The 20629-nt window shown below is 57.3% G+C and carries 18 protein-coding genes and 4 tRNA genes; 17 read left to right on the forward strand and 5 right to left on the reverse strand.

The window, feature by feature from the left end:
• Position 1: 1 nt before the first annotated feature.
• From wzxE to N5C09_RS11750, 9 genes are all read left to right on the forward strand, one after another.
• Positions 2 to 1252 carry a lipid III flippase WzxE gene (wzxE, locus tag N5C09_RS11710; RefSeq protein WP_102750778.1) on the forward strand — a complete coding sequence of 417 codons (1251 nt, stop codon included), beginning with the start codon at positions 2 to 4 and terminating at the stop codon, positions 1250 to 1252.
• Complete coding sequence (locus N5C09_RS11715; protein WP_279749093.1) at positions 1249 to 2328, forward strand: TDP-N-acetylfucosamine:lipid II N-acetylfucosaminyltransferase; 1080 nt, start codon at positions 1249 to 1251, stop codon at positions 2326 to 2328. The genes wzxE and N5C09_RS11715 overlap by 4 nt, the downstream gene beginning before the upstream one ends.
• Positions 2325 to 3677: an ECA oligosaccharide polymerase gene (wzyE, locus tag N5C09_RS11720; protein WP_063868827.1), complete on the forward strand. Its 1353-nt coding sequence runs from the start codon at positions 2325 to 2327 to the stop codon at positions 3675 to 3677. The genes N5C09_RS11715 and wzyE overlap by 4 nt, the downstream gene beginning before the upstream one ends.
• A 12-nt stretch (positions 3678 to 3689) precedes the next feature.
• Positions 3690 to 4430 carry a lipopolysaccharide N-acetylmannosaminouronosyltransferase gene (gene wecG / locus N5C09_RS11725; RefSeq protein WP_063868829.1) on the forward strand — a complete coding sequence of 247 codons (741 nt, stop codon included), beginning with the start codon at positions 3690 to 3692 and terminating at the stop codon, positions 4428 to 4430.
• 198 nt (positions 4431 to 4628) lie between these two features.
• Positions 4629 to 6014: an amino acid permease gene (locus N5C09_RS11730; RefSeq protein WP_279749094.1), complete on the forward strand. Its 1386-nt coding sequence runs from the start codon at positions 4629 to 4631 to the stop codon at positions 6012 to 6014.
• 102 nt (positions 6015 to 6116) lie between these two features.
• Positions 6117 to 6193, forward strand: a tRNA-Arg gene (locus tag N5C09_RS11735).
• A 67-nt stretch (positions 6194 to 6260) separates the two neighbouring features.
• A tRNA-His gene (locus N5C09_RS11740) sits at positions 6261 to 6336 on the forward strand.
• Positions 6337 to 6357: 21 nt separating this feature from the next.
• Positions 6358 to 6444 (forward strand) — tRNA-Leu (locus N5C09_RS11745).
• Between the two features lie 44 nt (positions 6445 to 6488).
• Positions 6489 to 6565, forward strand: a tRNA-Pro gene (locus N5C09_RS11750).
• 538 nt (positions 6566 to 7103) lie between these two features.
• Here N5C09_RS11750 and hemY read toward each other — a convergent pair.
• From hemY to hemC, 4 genes are read right to left on the reverse strand one after another with little or no spacing between them, the layout of a single operon-like run.
• A complete protein-coding gene (hemY, locus tag N5C09_RS11755; RefSeq protein ID WP_063452167.1) occupies positions 7104 to 8303 on the reverse strand; it encodes a protoheme IX biogenesis protein HemY in 1200 nt (399 codons plus the stop codon).
• A gap of 2 nt (positions 8304 to 8305) precedes the next feature.
• Positions 8306 to 9499: a uroporphyrinogen-III C-methyltransferase gene (hemX, locus tag N5C09_RS11760; protein ID WP_112792052.1), complete on the reverse strand. Its 1194-nt coding sequence runs from the start codon at positions 9497 to 9499 to the stop codon at positions 8306 to 8308.
• A 20-nt stretch (positions 9500 to 9519) separates the two neighbouring features.
• Positions 9520 to 10260: a uroporphyrinogen-III synthase gene (gene hemD / locus N5C09_RS11765; protein WP_279749095.1), complete on the reverse strand. Its 741-nt coding sequence runs from the start codon at positions 10258 to 10260 to the stop codon at positions 9520 to 9522.
• A complete protein-coding gene (gene hemC / locus N5C09_RS11770; RefSeq protein ID WP_279749096.1) occupies positions 10257 to 11198 on the reverse strand; it encodes a hydroxymethylbilane synthase in 942 nt (313 codons plus the stop codon). The genes hemD and hemC overlap by 4 nt, the downstream gene beginning before the upstream one ends.
• A gap of 350 nt (positions 11199 to 11548) precedes the next feature.
• Here hemC and cyaA point away from each other — a divergent pair, with 350 nt between their 5' ends.
• Positions 11549 to 14092, forward strand: coding sequence for a class I adenylate cyclase (cyaA, locus tag N5C09_RS11775; RefSeq protein ID WP_063452171.1), 2544 nt, complete (start codon positions 11549 to 11551; stop codon positions 14090 to 14092).
• A 128-nt stretch (positions 14093 to 14220) separates the two neighbouring features.
• On the opposite strand, the gene cyaY is transcribed toward cyaA, so the two are convergent.
• Positions 14221 to 14541 carry an iron donor protein CyaY gene (gene cyaY / locus N5C09_RS11780; protein ID WP_279749097.1) on the reverse strand — a complete coding sequence of 107 codons (321 nt, stop codon included), beginning with the start codon at positions 14539 to 14541 and terminating at the stop codon, positions 14221 to 14223.
• Positions 14542 to 14676: 135 nt separating this feature from the next.
• Here cyaY and N5C09_RS11785 point away from each other — a divergent pair, with 135 nt between their 5' ends.
• The 7 genes from N5C09_RS11785 to ysgD all read left to right on the forward strand — a co-directional run bounded on the left by N5C09_RS11785 (position 14677) and on the right by ysgD (position 20507).
• Positions 14677 to 14880, forward strand: coding sequence for a lipoprotein (locus tag N5C09_RS11785; protein ID WP_006812373.1), 204 nt, complete (start codon positions 14677 to 14679; stop codon positions 14878 to 14880).
• 35 nt (positions 14881 to 14915) lie between these two features.
• Entirely contained in the window at positions 14916 to 15740 is an 825-nt protein-coding gene (dapF, locus tag N5C09_RS11790; protein ID WP_022646661.1) for a diaminopimelate epimerase, read from the forward strand.
• Positions 15737 to 16444 (forward strand): DUF484 domain-containing protein, encoded by a 708-nt coding sequence (locus tag N5C09_RS11795; protein ID WP_063868844.1) that lies wholly within the window; start codon positions 15737 to 15739, stop codon positions 16442 to 16444. The genes dapF and N5C09_RS11795 overlap by 4 nt, the downstream gene beginning before the upstream one ends.
• Positions 16441 to 17343 carry a tyrosine recombinase XerC gene (xerC, locus tag N5C09_RS11800; RefSeq protein ID WP_063868846.1) on the forward strand — a complete coding sequence of 301 codons (903 nt, stop codon included), beginning with the start codon at positions 16441 to 16443 and terminating at the stop codon, positions 17341 to 17343. The genes N5C09_RS11795 and xerC overlap by 4 nt, the downstream gene beginning before the upstream one ends.
• The gene (gene yigB / locus N5C09_RS11805) at positions 17343 to 18059 is read left to right on the forward strand and encodes a 5-amino-6-(5-phospho-D-ribitylamino)uracil phosphatase YigB (protein WP_279749099.1); all 717 of its coding nucleotides are present in this window, start codon (positions 17343 to 17345) and stop codon (positions 18057 to 18059) included. Before xerC ends, yigB begins: the two co-directional genes overlap by 1 nt.
• Before the next feature lie 79 nt (positions 18060 to 18138).
• A complete protein-coding gene (gene uvrD, locus N5C09_RS11810; RefSeq protein ID WP_063868850.1) occupies positions 18139 to 20301 on the forward strand; it encodes a DNA helicase II in 2163 nt (720 codons plus the stop codon).
• 149 nt (positions 20302 to 20450) lie between these two features.
• Positions 20451 to 20507: a YsgD/CorL family protein gene (gene ysgD / locus N5C09_RS11815; protein WP_212743980.1), complete on the forward strand. Its 57-nt coding sequence runs from the start codon at positions 20451 to 20453 to the stop codon at positions 20505 to 20507.
• Positions 20508 to 20629 lie beyond the last annotated feature (122 nt).

The following is a 20629-nucleotide window of genomic DNA, read 5'->3' on the forward strand; positions in this document are numbered from 1 at the left end:
TATGTCTCTGGCAAAAGCGTCGGTGTGGACGGCAGCGTCCACGCTTGTAAAAATTGGCGCCGGGTTACTGGTCGTCAAGCTGCTGGCCGTCTCATTTGGTCCGTCAGGCGTTGGGCTGGCCGGGAATTTCCGCCAGCTGGTCACGGTGCTTGGCGTGCTGGCGGGGGCCGGGATATTCAACGGCGTCACCAAATACGTAGCGCAGCATCATGACGATGCCGGAAAGCTCCGCACGGTGGTGGGTACCTCATCTGCAATGGTGCTGGGCTTCTCTACGCTGCTGGCCGTCGTCTTTTTGCTGGCGGCGGCACCCATCAGCCAGGGGCTGTTCGGACATACGCACTATCAGGGGCTGGTACGCCTGGTGGCGCTGGTTCAGATGGGCATCGCCTGGGCGAACCTGTTGCTGGCGCTGATGAAAGGCTTCCGTGATGCCGCCGGGAATGCACTGGCGCTGATCTTCGGCAGCGTCATCGGCGTTATCGCCTACTACTTTTGCTACCGGCTGGGCGGCTATGAAGGCGCACTGCTGGGGCTGGCGCTGGTGCCTGCCCTGGTTGTCATCCCGGCGGCGTTTATGCTGATGCGCAGAGGCGATGTTCCGCTGAGTTACCTGAAACCGCAGTGGGACAAGTTACTGGCAGGCCAGCTGGCGAAATTTACGCTGATGGCCCTCATCACTTCCGTCACCATTCCGGTAGCCTACGTGATGATGCGAAACCTGCTGGCGGCGCATTACAGCTGGGAAGAAGTGGGGATTTGGCAGGGCGTGAGCAGCATTTCCGATGCCTACCTCCAATTTATTACGGCTTCCTTTAGCGTCTATTTGCTGCCAACCTTATCGCGCCTGACGTCCAGGCAGGATATTACCCGCGAGATTTTTCGCTCCCTGCGTTTTGTGTTGCCGGCTGTTGCTGTCGCCAGCTTTACCGTCTGGTTGCTGCGTGACTTCGCTATCTGGCTGCTGTTTTCGGCGAAGTTTACCGCCATGCGCGATCTGTTTGCCTGGCAGCTGGTCGGCGATGTGCTGAAAGTGGGGGCGTACGTTTTCGGCTATCTGGTAATTGCGAAGGCCTCGCTGCGGCTGTATATCCTGGCAGAGATTAGCCAGTTTGCGTTGCTGACGGCATTTTCTCACTGGCTGATCCCTACCCACGGAGCGCTGGGGGCGGCTCAGGCCTATATGGCAACCTATATCGTTTATTTCGCTGCCTGTTGCGGCGTATTTTTACTTTGGCGTAAACGCGCATGACTGCACTGATACACATTCTGGGATCGGACATCCCGCATCATAACCAGACCGTTCTGCGGTTTTTCAACGATGAGCTGGCATCCGGTACGCCCGACGCGCGCGAGTTTATGGTTGTTGGAAAAGATAATGGCCTGAGCGCGGCCTGTCCGGCACTGAACATGACTTTCTGGCCAGACAAAGCGGCCCTGACCAAAGCCGTTGTCGCGAAAGCCAAAGCGGATCGAAGCCAGCGTTTCTTCTTCCACGGGCAGTTCAATACCGGCCTGTGGCTGGCGCTGTTGAGCGGCGGGATCAAACCCTCCCAGTTCAGCTGGCATATCTGGGGAGCGGATCTCTATGAAGTCTCCCACGGCTGGAAATTCCGCCTGTTCTACCCGCTGCGCCGCCTGGCGCAGGCGCGCGTGGGCTGCGTTTTTGCCACCCGCGGCGATCTCACCTATTTTGCTAAACAGCATCCGAAGGTGCGCGGCGAGCTGCTCTATTTCCCGACCCGCATGGATCCGGCGCTGAATACGATGGCGAATGACGCGGTTCGTGAGGGCAAGCTGACCATCCTGGTGGGGAATTCCGGCGATAGCAGCAACGAGCATGTCGCGGCGCTCCGGGCTGTGCATCAGCAGTTTGGCGACACGGTGAACGTGGTGGTGCCGATGGGCTATCCCGCCAATAACGACGCCTACATCGACGAGGTCCGCCAGCAGGGGCTTGCGCTGTTTAGCGCAGACAATCTGCACATTCTCAGGGATAAGCTGGATTTTGATGACTATCTCGCGCTGCTGCGAAAATGCGATCTGGGCTATTTCATCTTTGCCCGTCAGCAGGGGATTGGCACGCTGTGTCTGCTGATTCAGGCGGGAGTACCGTGCGTGCTCAACCGCGAAAACCCGTTCTGGCAGGACATGGCCGAGCAGCACATTCCGGTGCTGTTTACCTCTGACACGCTTAATGTCGGGGTGGTACGGGAAGCACAGCGCCAGCTCGCGCTGGTGGATAAAAATAGCATCGACTTTTTCAGCCCGAACTACCTTACGCCGTGGCACCGCGCGCTGCGTATTGCTTCAGGAGACAACGCATGAGCCAGTTGCAGTTTAGCGGCTTGCTCGTGGTCTGGCTGCTGAGCACGCTGTTTATCGCCACGCTCACCTGGTTTGAGTTCCGGCGCGTACGTTTTAATTTCAACGTCTTCTTCTCGCTGCTGTTTTTGCTGACCTTTTTCTTTGGTTTCCCGCTGACCAGCATCCTCGTGTTCCGCTTTGATGTGGGCGTCGCTCCGCCGGAAATCTTGTTGCAGGCGCTGCTCTCTGCGACCTGCTTCTACGCGGTGTACTACGTTACCTATAAAACGCGCCTGCGCGCGGCGAAAGACACCGCGCCCCGTCGACCGCTGTTTACCATGAACCGGGTAGAGACCCATCTGACGTGGGTTATGCTGATGACCATCGCCTTGGTCAGCGTGGCGATTTTCTTCATGCATAACGGTTTTTTACTGTTTAAGTTGCAGTCCTATAGCCAGATTTTTTCTGCCGAAGTCTCCGGCGTCGCGCTCAAGCGCTTCTTCTATTTCTTCATCCCGGCGATGCTGGTGGTCTTCTTCCTGCGCCAGGACAGCAAAGCCTGGTTGTTCTTCCTGGTCAGCACCGTCGCGTTTGGCATTCTGACCTACATGATCGTCGGCGGTACCCGCGCCAACATCATTATCGCCTTCGCGATTTTCCTGTTTATCGGCATTATTCGCGGCTGGATCTCCCTGTGGATGCTGGCGGCGGCAGGCGTCTTTGGGATTGTGGGGATGTTCTGGCTGGCGCTGAAGCGCTACGGTCTTAACGTAGCCGGTGACGAAGCGTTTTATACCTTCCTGTATCTGACGCGCGATACCTTCTCGCCGTGGGAAAACCTGGCATTGCTGCTGCAAAACTACGACAAGATCGAATTCCAGGGGCTGGCGCCGATTGTTCGCGATTTCTATGTCTTTATTCCGACGTGGCTGTGGCCTGACCGTCCCGGCATTGTCCTGAACACGGCAAACTACTTCACCTGGGAAGTGCTGAATAATCACTCGGGCCTGGCGATTTCCCCCACCCTGATTGGCTCGCTGGTGGTGATGGGCGGAACGTGGTTTATCCTGCCCGGCGCCATCGCGGTCGGACTGATAATAAAATGGTTCGACTGGCTGTACACGTTGGGTAACGAAGAGACCAACCGCTACAAAGCCGCTGTTTTGCACAGTTTCTGTTTCGGTGCCATTTTCAATATGATCGTTCTGGCGCGCGAGGGGCTGGATTCGTTCGTCTCGCGCGTGGTGTTCTTTATGGTTGTTTTCGGCGTCTGTCTGCTGCTGGCAAAACTCCTGTACTGGCTGTTTGACAGCGCAGGGCTTGTGCACAGACGTGAGCCACAGGGCAGCACAACGCTGTCGCAAGTCTGAGTAGGGATTATCATGACGGATAAAACTTCAGCCCCGCGTTATGCGCTGCGTGGGCTACAGCTGATTGGCTGGCGTGACATGCAGCACGCGCTGGATTTTCTGTTCGCGGACGGGCAGATGAAGTCGGGCACGCTGGTGGCCATCAACGCAGAAAAAATGCTGGCGGTTGAAGATAACGCGGAAGTGAAAAGCCTGATCGAAGCCGCGGAGTTTAAATACGCAGACGGTATTAGCGTGGTGCGTTCGATCCGGAAAAAGTTTCCTGACGCTAATGTGTCTCGTGTGGCGGGAGCCGATCTTTGGGAGCGGCTTATGGAGCGCGCAGGCGCTGAAGGCACGCCGGTATTTCTGATTGGCGGCAAGCCCGAGGTATTGGCACAGACCGAACAAAAGCTGCGTAGCCAGTGGAATGTCAACATCGTGGGCAGTCAGGATGGCTACTTCAGGCCGGAAGATCGCCAGGCGTTATATGAGCGCGTGCGCGACAGCGGGGCGAAAATCGTCACCGTTGCCATGGGATCGCCGCGCCAGGAAATACTGATGCGCGATTGCCGTCTGGTCAGCCCGGATGCGCTCTATATGGGCGTTGGCGGCACCTACGACGTCTTTACCGGCCACGTTAAGCGTGCGCCGAAAGTCTGGCAAAACCTGGGGCTGGAGTGGCTGTACCGCCTGCTTTCCCAACCGACGCGTATCAAACGACAGATTCGCCTCCTGCGCTACCTCGCCTGGCACTACACCGGGAAAATGTAATCAATATGCAGCGCGATCTACCGTTCGCGCTGCAACGCCCCCCGCAAAACTGCTGAGTTTATGTGCAATGCATTCATTTTTTTAATGCATTGTTTGCCATTTGCCAGAATTTAAGAAACCATTCGCTCCGTATTTCAGTACCCCTCAAAAATAATAACCGGCAACAAGTCGGGAAACAGCAAACACAACCGAGGAATTATGGCAGAGAAAAAACCGGAGCTTCAGCGTGGGCTGGAAGCTCGACATATTGAACTGATTGCGCTGGGCGGGACTATCGGAGTTGGCCTGTTTATGGGCTCGGCAAGCACGCTGAAGTGGGCGGGGCCTTCCGTCCTGCTGGCGTATATTATTGCCGGGCTGTTCGTCTTCTTCATCATGCGCTCAATGGGCGAAATGCTGTTCCTGGAGCCGGTGACGGGCTCTTTCGCCGTTTACGCCCACCGTTATATGAGCCCGTTCTTTGGTTATCTCACGGCCTGGTCGTACTGGTTTATGTGGATGGCCGTGGGGATTTCGGAGATCACCGCCATCGGGGTCTACGTGCAGTTCTGGTTCCCGGAGATGGCCCAGTGGATACCCGCGCTTATTGCCGTAGGGCTGGTGGCGCTGGCGAACCTTGCCGCCGTTCGTCTTTACGGCGAAATCGAGTTCTGGTTTGCGATGATCAAAGTCACCACCATTATCGTGATGATTGTCGTTGGCCTCGGGGTCATCTTCTTTGGCTTCGATAACGGCGGGCACGCCATCGGTTTTGGTAACCTGACCGAGCACGGCGGCTTCTTTGCGGGCGGCTGGAAGGGCTTCCTGACGGCGCTCTGTATCGTGGTGGCATCTTATCAGGGCGTAGAGCTAATCGGGATCACCGCAGGTGAAGCGAAAAACCCGCAGGTGACGCTGCGTAGCGCGGTAGGCAAGGTGCTGTGGCGTATCCTGATTTTCTATGTAGGCGCCATCTTCGTTATCGTGACCATTTTCCCGTGGAACGAAATTGGCACGACCGGCAGCCCGTTTGTTTTAACCTTTGCAAAGATTGGCATCACGGCGGCGGCCGCGATTATCAACTTTGTGGTGCTGACGGCGGCGCTTTCCGGCTGTAACAGTGGGATGTACAGCTGCGGGCGCATGCTTTACGCGCTCTCGCAAAACAAACAGCTGCCGGCAGTGATGGGCAAAGTCTCCCGCGTGGGTGTCCCCGTGGCGGGTGTGGCGGTATCGATTGTCATTCTGCTGATCGGCTCTTGCCTGAACTACATCATCCCCAATCCGCAGCGCGTGTTCATTTACGTCTACAGCGCCAGCGTGCTGCCGGGGATGGTGCCGTGGTTTGTGATTCTGATCAGCCAGCTGCGTTTTCGCCAGGCGCACAGGCAGGCGATTGCCAGCCATCCGTTCCGCTCCATTTTGTTCCCGTATGCAAACTATTTAACGATGGCGTTCCTGATTTGCGTATTAATTGGAATGTACTTTAATGAAGATACCCGCATGTCGCTGTTTGTCGGGATGATCTTCCTGGCCGCCGTGACGGCTGCCTATAAGCTTTTTGGCCTGGGTCGCCGCGGCTCCGCCCATAAAGTGGAGGAATAAGCGGCAAAATGTGCAAACCATAACCAAACACGCTTTTTTTTCAAAAAAGCACTAGACAGCGGGGGCGGAGGTACGTAATATCCAGCCCCGCAACGGCGCTAAGCGCCCGTAGCTCAGCTGGATAGAGCGCTGCCCTCCGGAGGCAGAGGTCTCAGGTTCGAATCCTGTCGGGCGCGCCATTTTAGTCCCGGCGCTAGAGCTGCGGTGGTCTGAGAAGTAGTCAGAACCGCGTGAAAGAATACAGTGGTGGCTATAGCTCAGTTGGTAGAGCCCTGGATTGTGATTCCAGTTGTCGTGGGTTCGAATCCCATTAGCCACCCCATTATTGAAAGAGTTGTGAATTGCGAAGGTGGCGGAATTGGTAGACGCGCTAGCTTCAGGTGTTAGTGTTCTTACGGACGTGGGGGTTCAAGTCCCCCCCCTCGCACCACGACTTTTAATGAATTGAACTAAAAATTCAAAAAAGCAGTACATCGGCGAGTAGCGCAGCTTGGTAGCGCAACTGGTTTGGGACCAGTGGGTCGGAGGTTCGAATCCTCTCTCGCCGACCAATTTTGAACCCCGCTTCGGCGGGGTTTTTTGTTTTCTGCGCTTTTTTATCCTGTAGCCATCCCCCGACAACACCCTGCATCCTTGTCGCGATTCAGCGACATATAAATTATTAATAATAAAGAAAATTTTATTTTGTCACTTTAAGCGTCTCCTGCTGACGACAGATCGCCGCCCTCAACGCAATGTTGTACGGCGTAAGGCGGTTCTTAACAGCATAATTTCCTTTTATCTTAAAATGTTGCGTGATGTAAAAGTTCTGTGTGTAAACCTGGCACAATACGTGCAATAATACAGGGGTAGATGCTCATTCCATCTCTTATGCTCGCCTCAGGGCCTCATAAACTCAGGAATGACGCAGAGCCGTTTACGGTGCTTATCGTCCACTGACAGATGTCGCTTCGGCCTCATCAAACACCATGGACACAACGTTGAGTGAAGCACCACATATGTTGTCTTACAGACCTGTTTTAACGCCTGCTTTTATAGCAGGCGTTTTTTTATGCCTAAAAAAAGGAGGCCATCTGGCCTCCTTGTGAATTACTGCTGCGTTCCGTTGTTCTGTAGCGTCAACAGAAGTCCATCACGTCGCATGGCTGCGGCCTCTTCCGGCTTGTGCTGCTTGTCCAGCGAATCAGCAAGCCAGGCGTAGTCAAATGCGTCCGGGCGCTGCTTCAGCGCCGCGCGGAAGGCGAGGCTCGCCTCCTGCCACTCGCCGTGTTTCATCAGAGACTGGCCCAGCGTACTCCACAGCAGCGGACGATCGCCGACGGTTTTGATCTGCTGGCGCAGTACTTTTTCGATCTGCTCAGGATTATTGGTCTTCAGACGCGGGATCACCATTACCAGGCGGTCATCATACTGTCGCTTGAGACCGTCGAGGAGGATCTCCTGCGCGGTGTCATGGTCGTCACACTCAATCAGATGTTCGGCCATCGCCACCTGGAGAGGGACCTGCTGGCGCGTTTTACGGCTCTGGTTTTTCCACCAGGCCTTCAGCCCGTCGCTGCCAAGATCGGCACGCGCCTGATCCATCAGGCCAATCCACGCCAGACGCTGAAGTTCATCACGGTGTTCATCGTCGCCCACGTCGGCTTTCGCCATGGAAGGGATAATGTCCAGCAGCGATCCCCACGCACCGGTCCGAATGTATGCCTGCTCAGCAAGACGCAGCACTTCCGGATGGCGAGGCGTAATTTCCAGCAGGCGGTCAACGCCGTGGCGTGCCGCATGGTTTTCATTCCGCGCCAGTTGCAGACGAACGCGGGTGATCTCAACCGGAATCGGATCCTTAGTAGAAAGCTCAGAGGCGCGTTCAAGATGCTGATTGGCGCGGGCCTCATCGCCTCGCTGCTGCGCCGCCTCAGCGGCCAGCAGATAGTTCACAACCGGCTGTTCTGCATGGTCGGCGTTTTTCGACATCAGCTTTTCAACCTGCTGATAATCGCCTTCGGCCAGCTTCAGCAGCGCCTGCTCGGTCTGCTTACGGGCGCGACGGCGCTTACGGCCAACGAACCAGCCGCGGGTATGCGCGCCGGTACGGAAAATACGACGCAGGATCCACTCCACGGCCAGCAGGACTACCACGCCCAGGATCAGGATAATCACCAGCCCGGTCACGCTGGTTTCGATGTTGTAGTTATCGGTCTGGATCAGTACGTAACCCTGGTGACCCGCGAGCATCGGCCCCAGCACAATCCCGGCGATCAGCAGGATGAAGAGTAAGAAGACTTTTAGCATCATTACTCTCCTTGCGGCGCGCTTTCAGGCGCTGGCGCGGCGGCAGGTGCTTCAGCCGGGCGCTCTGCCGGAACGCCCGGCTGGGCCAGCAGGTTACGCACGCGCGTCTGCATGATCTTCTCCAGAATCGGCTGGCTCTCCAGTTTGTCCGGCACGTTCATGGTGATGTTTTGCTGGCTCAGCTTGTCGATATCCTCAAGGAACGCGGTCGTGGTTGCGTCATTGGTATCGTAGTAAGCGCGGACCCAGGTGGATACGTTATCCAGAGCCTGTTTGTAGGTCTCTTCCTGATGACGCGGTACGGCCTGAGCAGCCACCAGCAGGCGGGAGCGAATGTTTTCGCGCAGATAGACGTCCTGGTTCGGCGCCAGCAGCGGCACGGCAGTTTCATCGCGGCGGCGAACGGTAATGAAGCTGTCCATAAAGTTCTGCCAGCTCTTTTGCAGGTTGATACGCCACTCGCTCAGGGAGCTGGACAGCTCGGTGCCGTCGGAATCCATAGGGGAGTCGTCGTCGTTGTTATCGGCCAGCTGAAGGTTATCAATCTGGTTCGAGAGCTGATTCACCTTAAGAATGATACCGTCGTAATCGACCTGAGAAACCGCAGACAGGCTGGCGATATCTTCCGTAATGGCGCGGCGTGCGCCGATCAGGCTCGGATCGTTCATGTCGGCCAGGCTTGCGTCGGCGCTTTTCAGCAGCGCGGCGGCGGTGGTGACATCCTGATCGCTCCAGAGCTTACGTCCGGCCAGCTTCACCAGAAAATCGGCCTGTGAAAGCAGCCAGGTTTTGGCATCGGTCCCGGAAATCGTGGCGACTTTTTCCTGCACTTCGCTCAGCTGTTTGGTCAACGCTTCACGCTTGCTGTTCGCGTCGGCGAGGGCGGCAGCCTGCTGCTTAATCACGCCTTCCAGCTCGGCTTTTTGCGTCTCCTGCGCTTTTTGCAGGGCGGTGATTTGGTTAACCAGCGCGTCGCTGGTGGCCGTCTGGTTGGTGCCCTGTTTCTTCACCAGCCCGTAAAGTCCCACGCCTGCGGCCAGCGCAATCGCGATGGCAATCACGCTCAGCGTAAGGCTGGTTTTGTTGCTGCCGTTTTTCTTCTCAACGGTTTTGTCTGTCGTCTCTGGCTGTGACGTGGTGTCCACAGTCTCCCTGGTCTCTTCAACCACGGCGGAGGATTTTTCGTGTTCCGTCATTATGGCTTCCCATTTGAGAGTTATTGTAATGCGCGCAGCAGCGCATCGTTGTCGGCGTTATCAGCGATCCGAATATCCTGCCAGCCCAGTTCCCGGGCGTGGTTCGCCAGACGCTCGCTGACGACCAGAAGCCGACAGCGGAGTAACCAGTTTTCGCGATACCAAAGCGGGATCAGCGACCAAAGCTGTTGTAACATTTCACCGCTGGTGACCACCAGCGTATTAATGCCGCGCGCGTGCCAGCGCATTGCTTCTTCCGCGCCATCGTAATGTTTCGCACAGCGCTGATAGCACTCCAAAAACGTCACGTCTGCACCGCGTTCCCGCAACGTTTCACCCAGCAGTTCGCGGCCACCGTTGCCGCGCAAAATGAGCGCACGCTTTCCGGCAATGGTTTGTAATTCAGGTAATTGTAGCAAGACTTCGCTGATTTCCCGATCTAACGGATAACGAACGTCAATTCCGCTGGCGGTGTGTAAGGCCAGCGCGGTGGTGCGCCCGATGGCGAAATAGCGGGGTGCACAGGGCCAGCTAGCGCCCTGCTGTTGCAGCTGCGCATGGGCAAACTCAACGGCATGCTGCGACAGGGCAAAGAGCAGATCGCCTTCCTGCAAGGCACGCATCTGGTCAGCGAGCATAGACAGCTCGCGACCGGGGGAGAATTCAATCAGCGGAAAACTCCAGGCCACCTGCCCCAGTGCGCGCAGACGGCTCACTAACTGCTCTCCTGCGGGAGAAGGGCGGGTGACAAGAATACTCATGCAGGGGGTTCTCCGTTATAGACCTCGGCCAGAATTTCATGCGCGCCGTTATTCAGCAGCTCTTCCGCCAGCGATACGCCAAGCGCTTCGGCATCCTGCGGCCTGCCGCGACGTTCACCGCGAACCATCTGCGAGCCGTCCGGCGCGCCGACCAGCGCACGCAACCACAGTTCACCGTCGGTTAATTCAGCATAGCTGCCAATGGGCACCTGACAGCCGCCTTCGAGACGAGTATTCATCGCACGCTCGGCTTTTACGCGAATGGCGGTGTCGTCATGATTCAGCGGCGCGAGCAGGGCCTGGGTGCGCGCATCATCCAGACGGCATTCAATGCCGACGGCACCCTGACCGACGGCGGGCAGCGACAGCTCCGGCGGCAACGCCACGCGAATGCGTTCCTCCAGCCCCAGGCGTTTCAGGCCCGCAACCGCAAGAATAATGGCATCGTAGTCGCCGTTATCCAGCTTGCCAAGGCGCGTGCCGACGTTACCGCGCAGCGAACGAATCACCAGATCCGGGCGACGCTCCGCCAGCTGACACTGGCGGCGTAAACTTGACGTGCCGACCACGCTGCCCTCTGGCAACGCGTCGAGCGACGCATAGCGGTTAGAGACAAACGCATCACGCGGATCCTCGCGCTCGCAGATGGTCACCAGCCCCAGCCCTTCGGGGAACTCAACGGGCACGTCTTTCATCGAATGCACGGCGATATCGGCGCGGTTCTCAAGCAATGCCAGTTCCAGCTCTTTGACAAACAGGCCCTTGCCGCCCACTTTCGCCAGCGGCGTATCGAGGATTACGTCACCGCGCGTGACCATTGGTACCAGCTCAACGCGTAATCCGGTGTGGCAGGCTTCCAGGCGCTGCTTAACATAATGTGCCTGCCAGAGCGCAAGGGGACTTTGGCGTGTGGCAATTCTCAAAACATTGTCTAACATGCTTGTTACCGTCATTATCAATCGCTAACCATCCTAACATTGTTGACACTCGGATGGCAGTTTTACGGTTGATGAAGCGCGAGAGGGACAGGGCGGCGTACGCGTCAGCCACCGCCGTATTCAGGAATTTACACGTACAGAACGGTGCTACACTTGTATGTAGCGCATCTTTCTTTACGGTCAACCGGCAAGGTGTTAAATTGATCACGTTTTAGACCATTTTTTCGTCTGTACCACCAGAAAAGCAAAAGACGAAAGAAGGGTAACGGTTATTTTTTGAAATACTGCGGGTCCGCTGCTTTTTCTGTTTTGACTGGCGTGCGACACCCGGAAACATCAGGCGATACGTCTTGTACCTCTATATTGAGACTCTGAAACAGAGACTGGATGCCATCAATCAATTGCGCGTGGATCGCGCGCTTGCTGCCATGGGCCCTGCTTTCCAGCAGGTATACAGTCTACTGCCGACATTGTTGCACTATCACCATCCGCTAATGCCGGGTTACCTCGATGGTAACGTTCCCCAGGGCATTTGCCTCTTCACGCCTGATGAAACCCAACAGCATTACCTGACCGAACTTGAGCTCTACCGTGGTATGCCGCCGCAGGATTCGCCGAAAGGCGAGCTGCCGATTACCGGGGTTTACTCCATGGGCAGCACCTCATCGGTTGGGCAAAGCTGTTCTTCTGACCTGGATATCTGGGTCTGCCATCAGTCCTGGCTCGACAATGAAGAGCGCCAGCTGTTGCAGCGTAAATGCAGCCTGCTGGAGAGCTGGGCGGCGTCGCTCGGCGTGGAAGTGAGCTTCTTCCTGATTGATGAAAACCGTTTCCGCCATAACGAAAGCGGCAGTCTGGGTGGTGAAGACTGCGGCTCGACTCAGCACATTCTGCTGCTGGATGAGTTTTACCGTACCGCCGTTCGCCTGGCGGGGAAACGTATTCTGTGGAATATGGTGCCGTGCGATGAAGAAGAGAATTATGACGACTACGTCATGTCGCTTTACTCGCAGGGCGTTCTGACGCCAAACGAGTGGCTGGATCTGGGCGGCCTGAGCTCCCTGTCCGCCGAAGAGTACTTTGGTGCAAGCCTCTGGCAGCTTTATAAGAGCATTGATTCACCGTACAAAGCGGTGCTGAAAACCCTGCTGCTGGAAGCCTACTCCTGGGAATACCCTACGCCGCGTCTGCTGGCGAAAGACATTAAGCAGCGTCTGCACGACGGGGAGATCGTCTCCTACGGGCTTGATGCCTACTGCATGATGCTGGAACGCGTTACCGAATACCTGACGGCCATTGATGACACCACGCGTCTTGACCTGGTGCGTCGATGTTTCTATCTCAAAGTCTGTGAAAAACTGAGCCGTGAGCGCGCCTGCGTTGGCTGGCGTCGTGAAGTGGTCAGCCAGTTAGTCAAAGAATGGGGATGGGACGAAGCGCGTCTCGCCATGCTCGACAACCGCGCCAACTGGAAGATCGATCAGGTGCGTGAGGCGCACAACGAGCTGCTTGATGCGATGATGCAGAGCTACCGCAACCTGATCCGCTTTGCCCGCCGTAACAACCTTAGCGTTTCTGCCAGCCCACAGGATATCGGGGTGTTAACCCGTAAGCTGTACGCCGCGTTTGAAGCGTTGCCGGGCAAGGTTACGCTGGTTAACCCACAGATTTCGCCTGACCTGTCTGAGCCGAATCTGACCTTTATCTACGTGCCGCCGGGCCGCGCAAACCGCACCGGGTGGTATCTGTACAACCGTGCGCCAAGCATGGATTCAATCATCAGCCATCAGCCGCTGGAATATAACCGCTACCTGAACAAGCTGGTGGCCTGGGCCTGGTTTAACGGCCTCCTCACCTCACGCACCCGGTTGTTTATCAAGGGCAACGAGGTAGTCGATTTAGCCAAGTTGCAGGAGATGGTGGCGGATGTCTCGCACCACTTCCCGCTGCGTCTGCCTGCGCCGACGCCAAAAGCGCTCTACAGCCCGTGTGAGATCCGCCATCTGGCGATCATCGTCAACCTGGAGTACGACCCGACGGCGGCCTTCCGCAATCAGGTGGTCCACTTTGACTTCCGCAAGCTGGACGTATTTAGCTTCGGCGAGCAGCAAAACTGCCTGGTGGGCAGCGTGGATCTGCTGTACCGCAACTCGTGGAACGAAGTGCGAACCCTGCACTTCAACGGCGAGCAGGCGATGATCGAAGCGCTGAAAACCATTCTCGGCAAGATGCACCAGGACGCCGCGCCGCCGGACAGCGTGGAAGTGTTCTGCTACAGCCAGCACCTGCGCGGCCTGATTCGTACCCGCGTGCAGCAGCTGGTGTCTGAGTGCATCGAACTGCGCCTCTCCAGCACCCGCCAGGAAACCGGGCGCTTTAAAGCGCTGCGCGTCTCCGGCCAGACCTGGGGCCTGTTCTTTGAGCGCCTGAACGTGTCGGTCCAGAAGCTGGAAAACGCCATTGAATTCTACGGCGCGATTTCGCACAACAAGCTGCATGGCCTGTCGGTTCAGGTGGAAACCAACCACGTTAAGCTGCCACAGGTGGTGGATGGCTTTGCGAGTGAAGGGATCATTCAGTTCTTCTTTGAAGAGTCGGGCGATAACGCCGGGTTTAATATCTACATTCTGGATGAAACCAACCGCGCCGAGGTGTATCACCACTGTGAAGGCAGTAAAGAGGAGCTGGTGCGCGACGTCAGCCGCTTCTATTCGTCCTCGCACGATCGCTTTACCTACGGCTCAAGCTTTATCAACTTCAACCTGCCGCAGTTCTACCAGATTGTGAACGTAGATGGCCGGGCGCAGGTGATCCCGTTCCGTACGCAGGCAATTACCCCTGCGGCGCCTGCGAATCAGGATACCGCACCGCTGTTGCAGCAGTATTTCTCCTGAGCCTTTATCCCGGGTGGCGCTCACGCTTACCCGGCCTACGGTCCTGAGCCGTGGCGCTCACGCTTACCCAGCCTACGGTCCGAGCCGTTGTAGGCCCGGTAAGGCGTAGCCGCCACCGGGCAACAAAACTACCTGAAACTCACGTTCTCTCCCGCCTGCGCGGTTGCAGCCTGTTCCAGCAGATCCCAGAACGTTTCGCCGCTGCGATCGCAAACCCACTCGTCACCTTTCAGGTCAAAGTGATAACCGCCCTGTTTAGCCGCCAGCCACACCTGGTGAAGCGGCTCCTGACGGTTAATAATAATTTTGCTGCCGTTTTCGAAGCTTAAGGCCAGGATCCCGCCGTTGATTTCACAATCGATATCGCTGTCGCCGTCCCAGTCGTCGATACGCTCTTCGATGGTCATCCACAGGGTATCGGCGAGGCGATGAAATTCACTGTCGTTCATGGTTTTATTCCTGTTTTTCGTGATGGCGGCAGTATAACGCTAAATAATTCCCGTTGCAGGAAAGCGGCAAACTCTTGCTTTTGTGTCTTCTCCTGCGATGATAGAAACAGATTTGAACTTACGGGCAACCTCTACATGAAAAACGTCTTTCGAACGCTTGCCGTTCTTGTCACTCTGTTTAGCCTGACCGGCTGTGGACTGAAGGGACCACTTTACTTCCCGCCAGAGGATAAAAACGCACCACCGCCGACAAAACCGGTGCAAAGTGGTATCGAGTCATCTACGCCGGATACCAACGATCGCGGCAATAACGGTGGCCCGACTCAGGTCAATCTCTGACGATTACGTTCTGTACCCGCGCAATGGAGCAAATGATGCAGTTCTCTAAAATGCATGGCCTTGGCAACGACTTTATGGTCGTCGACGCGGTAACGCAGAATGTCTTTTTCTCCCCGGAGCTGATCCGTCGTCTGGCGGATCGACACGTGGGCGTCGGGTTTGACCAGCTGCTGGTGGTGGAGCCTCCTTACGATCCTGACCTGGACTTTCACTACCGCATTTTTAACGCCGACGGCAGCGAAGTGTCCCAGTGCGGCAATGGCGCGCGCTGTTTTGCCCGCTTTGTTCGGCTAAAAGGGCTCACCAACAAGCGCGATATCCGCGTCAGCACCGCCAACGGCAGGATGGTGCTCAGCGTCACCGACGACGAACTGGTGCGCGTGAACATGGGCGAGCCAAACTTCGAGCCTTCTGCCGTGCCGTTTCGCGCCAACAAAGCGGAAAAGACCTATATTATGCGCGCCGCCGAGCAGACAGTATTGTGCGGCGTTGTCTCAATGGGTAACCCGCACTGCGTGATTCAGGTGGATGATGTGCAAACTGCCGCGGTCGAAACGCTCGGCCCGGTACTGGAAAGCCACGAGCGCTTCCCGGAGCGGGCGAACATCGGTTTCATGCAGGTGGTGAAGCGTGAACACATTCGCCTGCGGGTTTACGAGCGCGGCGCGGGCGAAACCCAGGCCTGCGGAAGCGGTGCCTGTGCGGCGGTGGCCGTGGGCATCTCGCAGGGGTTACTGGCAGAAGAGGTTCGCGTGGAATTACCGGGCGGGCGTCTTGATATCGCCTGGAAAGGAGCGGGTCATCCACTGTACATGACTGGCCCGGCGACACATGTTTATGACGGGTTTATCCATCTATGAAGCAACCAGGGGAAGAACTGCGGGAACCCTTAACGGAGCTGGACGACAGCGCCGTTGTGGATTACCTGCTGCACAATCCTGAGTTTTTTATCCGCAATGCACGCGTCGTCGAACGGATGCGCGTGCCGCATCCGGTTCGCGAGACCGTGTCGCTGGTTGAATGGCACATGGCGCGCTCGCGCAATCACATCCATCAGCTCGAAGAGAACATGACGCTGCTGATGGAGCAGGCCAGCAATAACGAAAGCCTGTTCCACCGTCTTCTGCACCTCCAGGCGCGTCTGGCGTCTGCGCACAGTCTCGAAGAGTTTCTCAATCGCTTCCACCGCTGGGCGCGGGAGCTGGGGCTGGCAGGCGCAACTCTCCGCCTGTTCCCTGACCGCTGGCGCATTGGCGCGCCGTCCGGGTTTACCCATCTGGCGCTTAGCCGTCAGGCGTTTGAGCCGCTGCGCATTCAGCGTCTGGGCCATGAGCACCACTATTTGGGGCCGCTTAATGGACCAGAGTTGCTGGTGGTGTTGCCGGAAGCCAAAGCTATTGGCTCGGTGGCGATGTCGCTGATGGGGCGTGATGGTGACCTGGGCGTGATGTTATTTACCAGCCGCGACGCGCATCATTATGAGCAGGGGCAGGGCACGCAGCTGCTACAGGAAATCGCCCTGATGCTGCCTGAGCTGCTGGAGCGCTGGATTGAGCGCGTATGACGGACGCACTGCTCGCCACTGACGTCTCGCGCTTTCTGCGCTATCTGGGCGTAGAGCGCCAGCTTAGCCCCATTACGCTGCTCAACTATCAGCGTCAGCTTGATGCCATCATGCAGATTGCCGATGAAATCGGCCTGAAAAGCTGGCAACAATGTGACGCCGCCACGGTACGCGGGTTCGTCGTGCGTAGCCGTAAAAAAAACTTAAGCCCGGCGAGCCTGGCGCTCCGGCTCTCTGCCCTGCGCAGCTTTTTCGACTGGCTGGTCAGTCAGGGCAAGCTGAAAGCTAACCCGGCAAAAGGGATCGCCACGCCAAAAGCCCCACGCCATCTGCCGAAAAATATCGACGTCGACGACGTAAACCGCCTGCTGGATATCGATCTTAACGATCCGCTGGCCGTGCGCGACCGCGCGATGCTGGAGGTGATGTACGGTGCCGGGCTGCGTCTGTCCGAGCTGGTCAATCTCGATATAAAACATCTCGACCTGGAAACGGGCGAAGTGTGGGTAATGGGCAAGGGCAGCAAAGAGCGCCGCCTGCCGATTGGCCGCAACGCCGTCTCCTGGATTGAGCACTGGCTGGATCTGCGCGGGCTGTTTGGCGCCGAAGAAGATGCGCTGTTTTTGTCGAAGCTTGGCAAGCGGATCTCCGCGCGTAACGTGCAGAAACGCTTTGCGGAGTGGGGCATCAAGCAGGGGCTGAACAGCCACGTGCATCCGCACAAGCTGCGCCACTCCTTTGCGACGCACATGCTGGAATCAAGCGGCGACCTGCGCGGCGTGCAGGAGCTGCTCGGCCACGCGAATCTGTCGACCACCCAAATCTATACCCATTTAGACTTCCAACACCTTGCCTCGGTGTATGACGCGGCGCATCCACGCGCCAAACGGGGGAAATAATGCGTTTTTACCGCCCACTCGGTCAGATCTCAGCCCTGACCTTTGACCTTGATGACACTCTTTACGATAACCGTCCGGTGATCCTGCGTACCGAGCAGGAGTCGCTGGCGTTTGTGCAGAACTACCATCCTGCGCTGAAAGCGATGCAGAACAAAGACTTCCAGCAGCTGCGTCAGTCCCTGCGGGAAACCGAACCGGAGATTTACCACGACGTGACCGAATGGCGTCGCCGGGCGGTTGAGCAGGCGATGCTCAACGCCGGCCTGAGCGCGCAGGATGCGGCCACGGGGGCCGAAGCGGCCATGGAAAACTTCGCCAAATGGCGCAGCCGCATCGATGTGCCGCAGGAGACACACGACACGCTGGCGAAACTGGCCAGTAAGTGGCCGCTGGTTGCCATCACCAACGGCAACGCTCAGCCCGAGCTGTTCGGCTTAGGTGACTATTTTCAGTTCGTGCTGCGCGCGGGCCCGCACGGGCGCTCGAAGCCGTTTAACGATATGTATCACCTGGCGGCGGAAAAACTGGATTTGCCGCTCGGCGAAATCCTGCACGTGGGCGATGACCTGACCACGGACGTCGCCGGGGCGATCCGCTGCGGCATGCAGGCCTGCTGGATCAAGCCGGAAAACGCCGATCTGATGACCACCCTGGACAGCCGTCTTCTGCCGCACGTGGAAATTTCACGGTTGGCATCCCTCACGACGCTGATATAATCATCAATTGTTCTGTATAAATTAACAGGGTTTTGGCGAATGGAAACATTTGCCTGCCCGACATGACGTGACGGTGCCAATGGACGTTTCTTACCTGCTCGACAGCCTTAATGATAAACAACGTGATGCGGTTGCCGCCTCGCGTACAAACCTGCTGGTACTGGCTGGAGCGGGCAGTGGTAAGACGCGCGTGCTGGTTCACCGTATCGCCTGGCTCCAGAGCGTGGAGAACTGCTCGCCGTACTCGATTATGGCCGTGACGTTTACCAACAAGGCAGCGGCAGAGATGCGCCACCGTATCGCACAGCTGATGGGCACCAGCCAGGGCGGCATGTGGGTTGGCACCTTCCACGGCCTGGCGCACCGTCTGCTGCGCGCGCACCATATGGACGCTAACCTGCCGCAGGATTTTCAGATCCTCGACAGTGAAGATCAGCTCCGCCTGCTGAAGCGCCTGATCAAGGCGATGAACCTCGACGAGAAGCAGTGGCCTCCGCGTCAGGCGATGTGGTACATCAACGGTCAGAAAGACGAAGGGCTGCGTCCGCACCATATCCAGAGCTTCGGTAATCCGGTCGAGCAGACCTGGCAGAACGTCTACAAGGCCTATCAGGAAGCGTGCGACCGCGCCGGCCTGGTGGATTTCGCCGAGCTGCTGCTGCGCGCCCATGAGCTGTGGCTCAACAAACCGCATATCCTGCAACACTACCGTGAACGCTTCACCAACATCCTGGTGGACGAATTCCAGGATACCAACAACATCCAGTACGCGTGGATCCGCCTGCTGGCCGGTGATACCGGCAAGGTGATGATCGTCGGCGATGACGACCAGTCTATCTATGGCTGGCGCGGCGCGCAGGTGGAAAACATCCAGCGCTTCCTCAACGATTTCCCCGGCGCGCAAACCATCCGTCTGGAGCAGAACTACCGCTCAACCAGCAATATTCTGAGCGCGGCCAACGCCCTGATTGAGAATAACAACGGGCGCCTGGGTAAAAAGCTGTGGACCGACGGCGTCGACGGCGAACCTATTTCGATTTACTGCGCCTTCAACGAACTCGACGAAGCGCGCTTCGTGGTGAACCGCATTAAAACCTGGCAGGACAACGGCGGCGCGCTGGAGCAGTGCGCCATTCTCTATCGCAGCAACGCCCAGTCGCGCGTGCTGGAAGAGGCGCTGTTGCAGGTGAGCATGCCGTACCGTATTTATGGCGGTATGCGCTTCTTCGAACGTCAGGAGATCAAAGATGCGCTCTCGTATCTGCGTCTGATTGCCAACCGTAACGACGATGCGGCGTTTGAGCGCGTGGTGAACACGCCGACGCGCGGCATCGGCGATCGCACGCTGGACGTGGTGCGCCAGGCCTCGCGCGATCGTCAGCTTACGCTGTGGCAGGCGTGCCGCGAGCTGTTGCAGGAAAAAGCCCTCGCCGGACGCGCCGCCAGCGCGTTGCAGCGCTTCCTGGAGTTAATTGACGCGCTGGCGCAGGAAACCGCCGACATGCCGCTGCACGTACAGACCGACCGGGTGATCAAAGATTCCGGCCTGCGCACCATGTACGAGCAGGAAAAAGGCGAAAAGGGGCAGACCCGTATAGAGAACTTAGAGGAACTGGTCACGGCAACGCGCCAGTTCAGCTACAACGAAGAAGACGAAGATCTGATGCCGTTGCAGGCATTCCTCTCCCACGCCGCGCTGGAGGCGGGAGAAGGGCAGGCCGATACCTGGCAGGATGCGGTTCAGCTGATGACCCTGCACTCTGCCAAAGGTCTGGAGTTCCCGCAGGTGTTTATCGTCGGGATGGAAGAAGGCATGTTCCCGAGCCAGATGTCGCTGGATGAAGGCGGGCGTCTGGAAGAAGAACGCCGTCTGGCCTACGTGGGCGTGACCCGTGCGATGCAGAAGCTGACCCTGACCTACGCGGAAACCCGCCGCCTGTACGGGAAAGAGGTGTATCACCGTCCGTCGCGCTTTATCGGCGAGCTGCCCGAAGAGTGCGTGGAAGAGGTGCGCCTGCGCGCCAGCATCAGCCGTCCGGTCAGCCATCAGCGTATGGGGTCGCCGATCTCTGAAACCGACACCGGGTACAAGCTGGGCCAGCGCGTGCGCCACGCTAAATTTGGCGAAGGCACCATCGTCAACCTGGAAGGCAGCGGCGAGCACAGCCGCTTGCAGGTGGCGTTCCAGGGGCAGGGGATCAAATGGCTGGTGGCAGCCTATGCCAGGCTGGAAAGTGTGTAACTTTCAGAAAAATATCACTATTTTGTAATATTCTGCTAGCCTTATACGCTGAAGGTCAATTAATGCCCTTCAGCGTTCCGTTGCGTGTTGACGCCACAGTTATTGCTGGCGTAACATGCGCGCACGATTACGCTAAGAGGACATTCGCCTTGGACACACCCAGTAGATACTGGCTCAATTCCCTGTCATCCAGGAACAACTCCTAAGGCTATCTCCTCTTGCTGATGGCCTTAGTGGTTGTCAGCGACTGCATTTTTCCCGTCGCGCTGAGTCAGGCTGTTTAATGGTCTGAAACCCAATTTGTTTCTGTGTGCCCACCGAACTGTCC

Origin of the sequence: Enterobacter sp. GD03975 (assembly GCF_029838645.1) — a bacterium.
GTDB classification, from domain to species: domain Bacteria; phylum Pseudomonadota; class Gammaproteobacteria; order Enterobacterales; family Enterobacteriaceae; genus Enterobacter; species Enterobacter quasihormaechei.

What these genes read in the sequence shown, in the direction of transcription:
- wzxE (WP_102750778.1), top strand. Translation starts at nt 2, where the DNA reads ATGTCTCTGGCAAAAGCGTCGGTGTGGACGGCAGCGTCCACGCTTGTA.
- N5C09_RS11715 (WP_279749093.1), top strand. Translation starts at nt 1,249, where the DNA reads ATGACTGCACTGATACACATTCTGGGATCGGACATCCCGCATCATAAC.
- wzyE (WP_063868827.1), top strand. Translation starts at nt 2,325, where the DNA reads ATGAGCCAGTTGCAGTTTAGCGGCTTGCTCGTGGTCTGGCTGCTGAGC.
- wecG (WP_063868829.1), top strand. Translation starts at nt 3,690, where the DNA reads ATGACGGATAAAACTTCAGCCCCGCGTTATGCGCTGCGTGGGCTACAG.
- N5C09_RS11730 (WP_279749094.1), top strand. Translation starts at nt 4,629, where the DNA reads ATGGCAGAGAAAAAACCGGAGCTTCAGCGTGGGCTGGAAGCTCGACAT.
- hemY (WP_063452167.1), bottom strand. Translation starts at nt 8,303, where the DNA reads ATGCTAAAAGTCTTCTTACTCTTCATCCTGCTGATCGCCGGGATTGTG.
- hemX (WP_112792052.1), bottom strand. Translation starts at nt 9,499, where the DNA reads ATGACGGAACACGAAAAATCCTCCGCCGTGGTTGAAGAGACCAGGGAG.
- hemD (WP_279749095.1), bottom strand. Translation starts at nt 10,260, where the DNA reads ATGAGTATTCTTGTCACCCGCCCTTCTCCCGCAGGAGAGCAGTTAGTG.
- hemC (WP_279749096.1), bottom strand. Translation starts at nt 11,198, where the DNA reads ATGTTAGACAATGTTTTGAGAATTGCCACACGCCAAAGTCCCCTTGCG.
- cyaY (WP_279749097.1), bottom strand. Translation starts at nt 14,541, where the DNA reads ATGAACGACAGTGAATTTCATCGCCTCGCCGATACCCTGTGGATGACC.
- N5C09_RS11785 (WP_006812373.1), top strand. Translation starts at nt 14,677, where the DNA reads ATGAAAAACGTCTTTCGAACGCTTGCCGTTCTTGTCACTCTGTTTAGC.
- dapF (WP_022646661.1), top strand. Translation starts at nt 14,916, where the DNA reads ATGCAGTTCTCTAAAATGCATGGCCTTGGCAACGACTTTATGGTCGTC.
- N5C09_RS11795 (WP_063868844.1), top strand. Translation starts at nt 15,737, where the DNA reads ATGAAGCAACCAGGGGAAGAACTGCGGGAACCCTTAACGGAGCTGGAC.
- xerC (WP_063868846.1), top strand. Translation starts at nt 16,441, where the DNA reads ATGACGGACGCACTGCTCGCCACTGACGTCTCGCGCTTTCTGCGCTAT.
- yigB (WP_279749099.1), top strand. Translation starts at nt 17,343, where the DNA reads ATGCGTTTTTACCGCCCACTCGGTCAGATCTCAGCCCTGACCTTTGAC.
- uvrD (WP_063868850.1), top strand. Translation starts at nt 18,139, where the DNA reads ATGGACGTTTCTTACCTGCTCGACAGCCTTAATGATAAACAACGTGAT.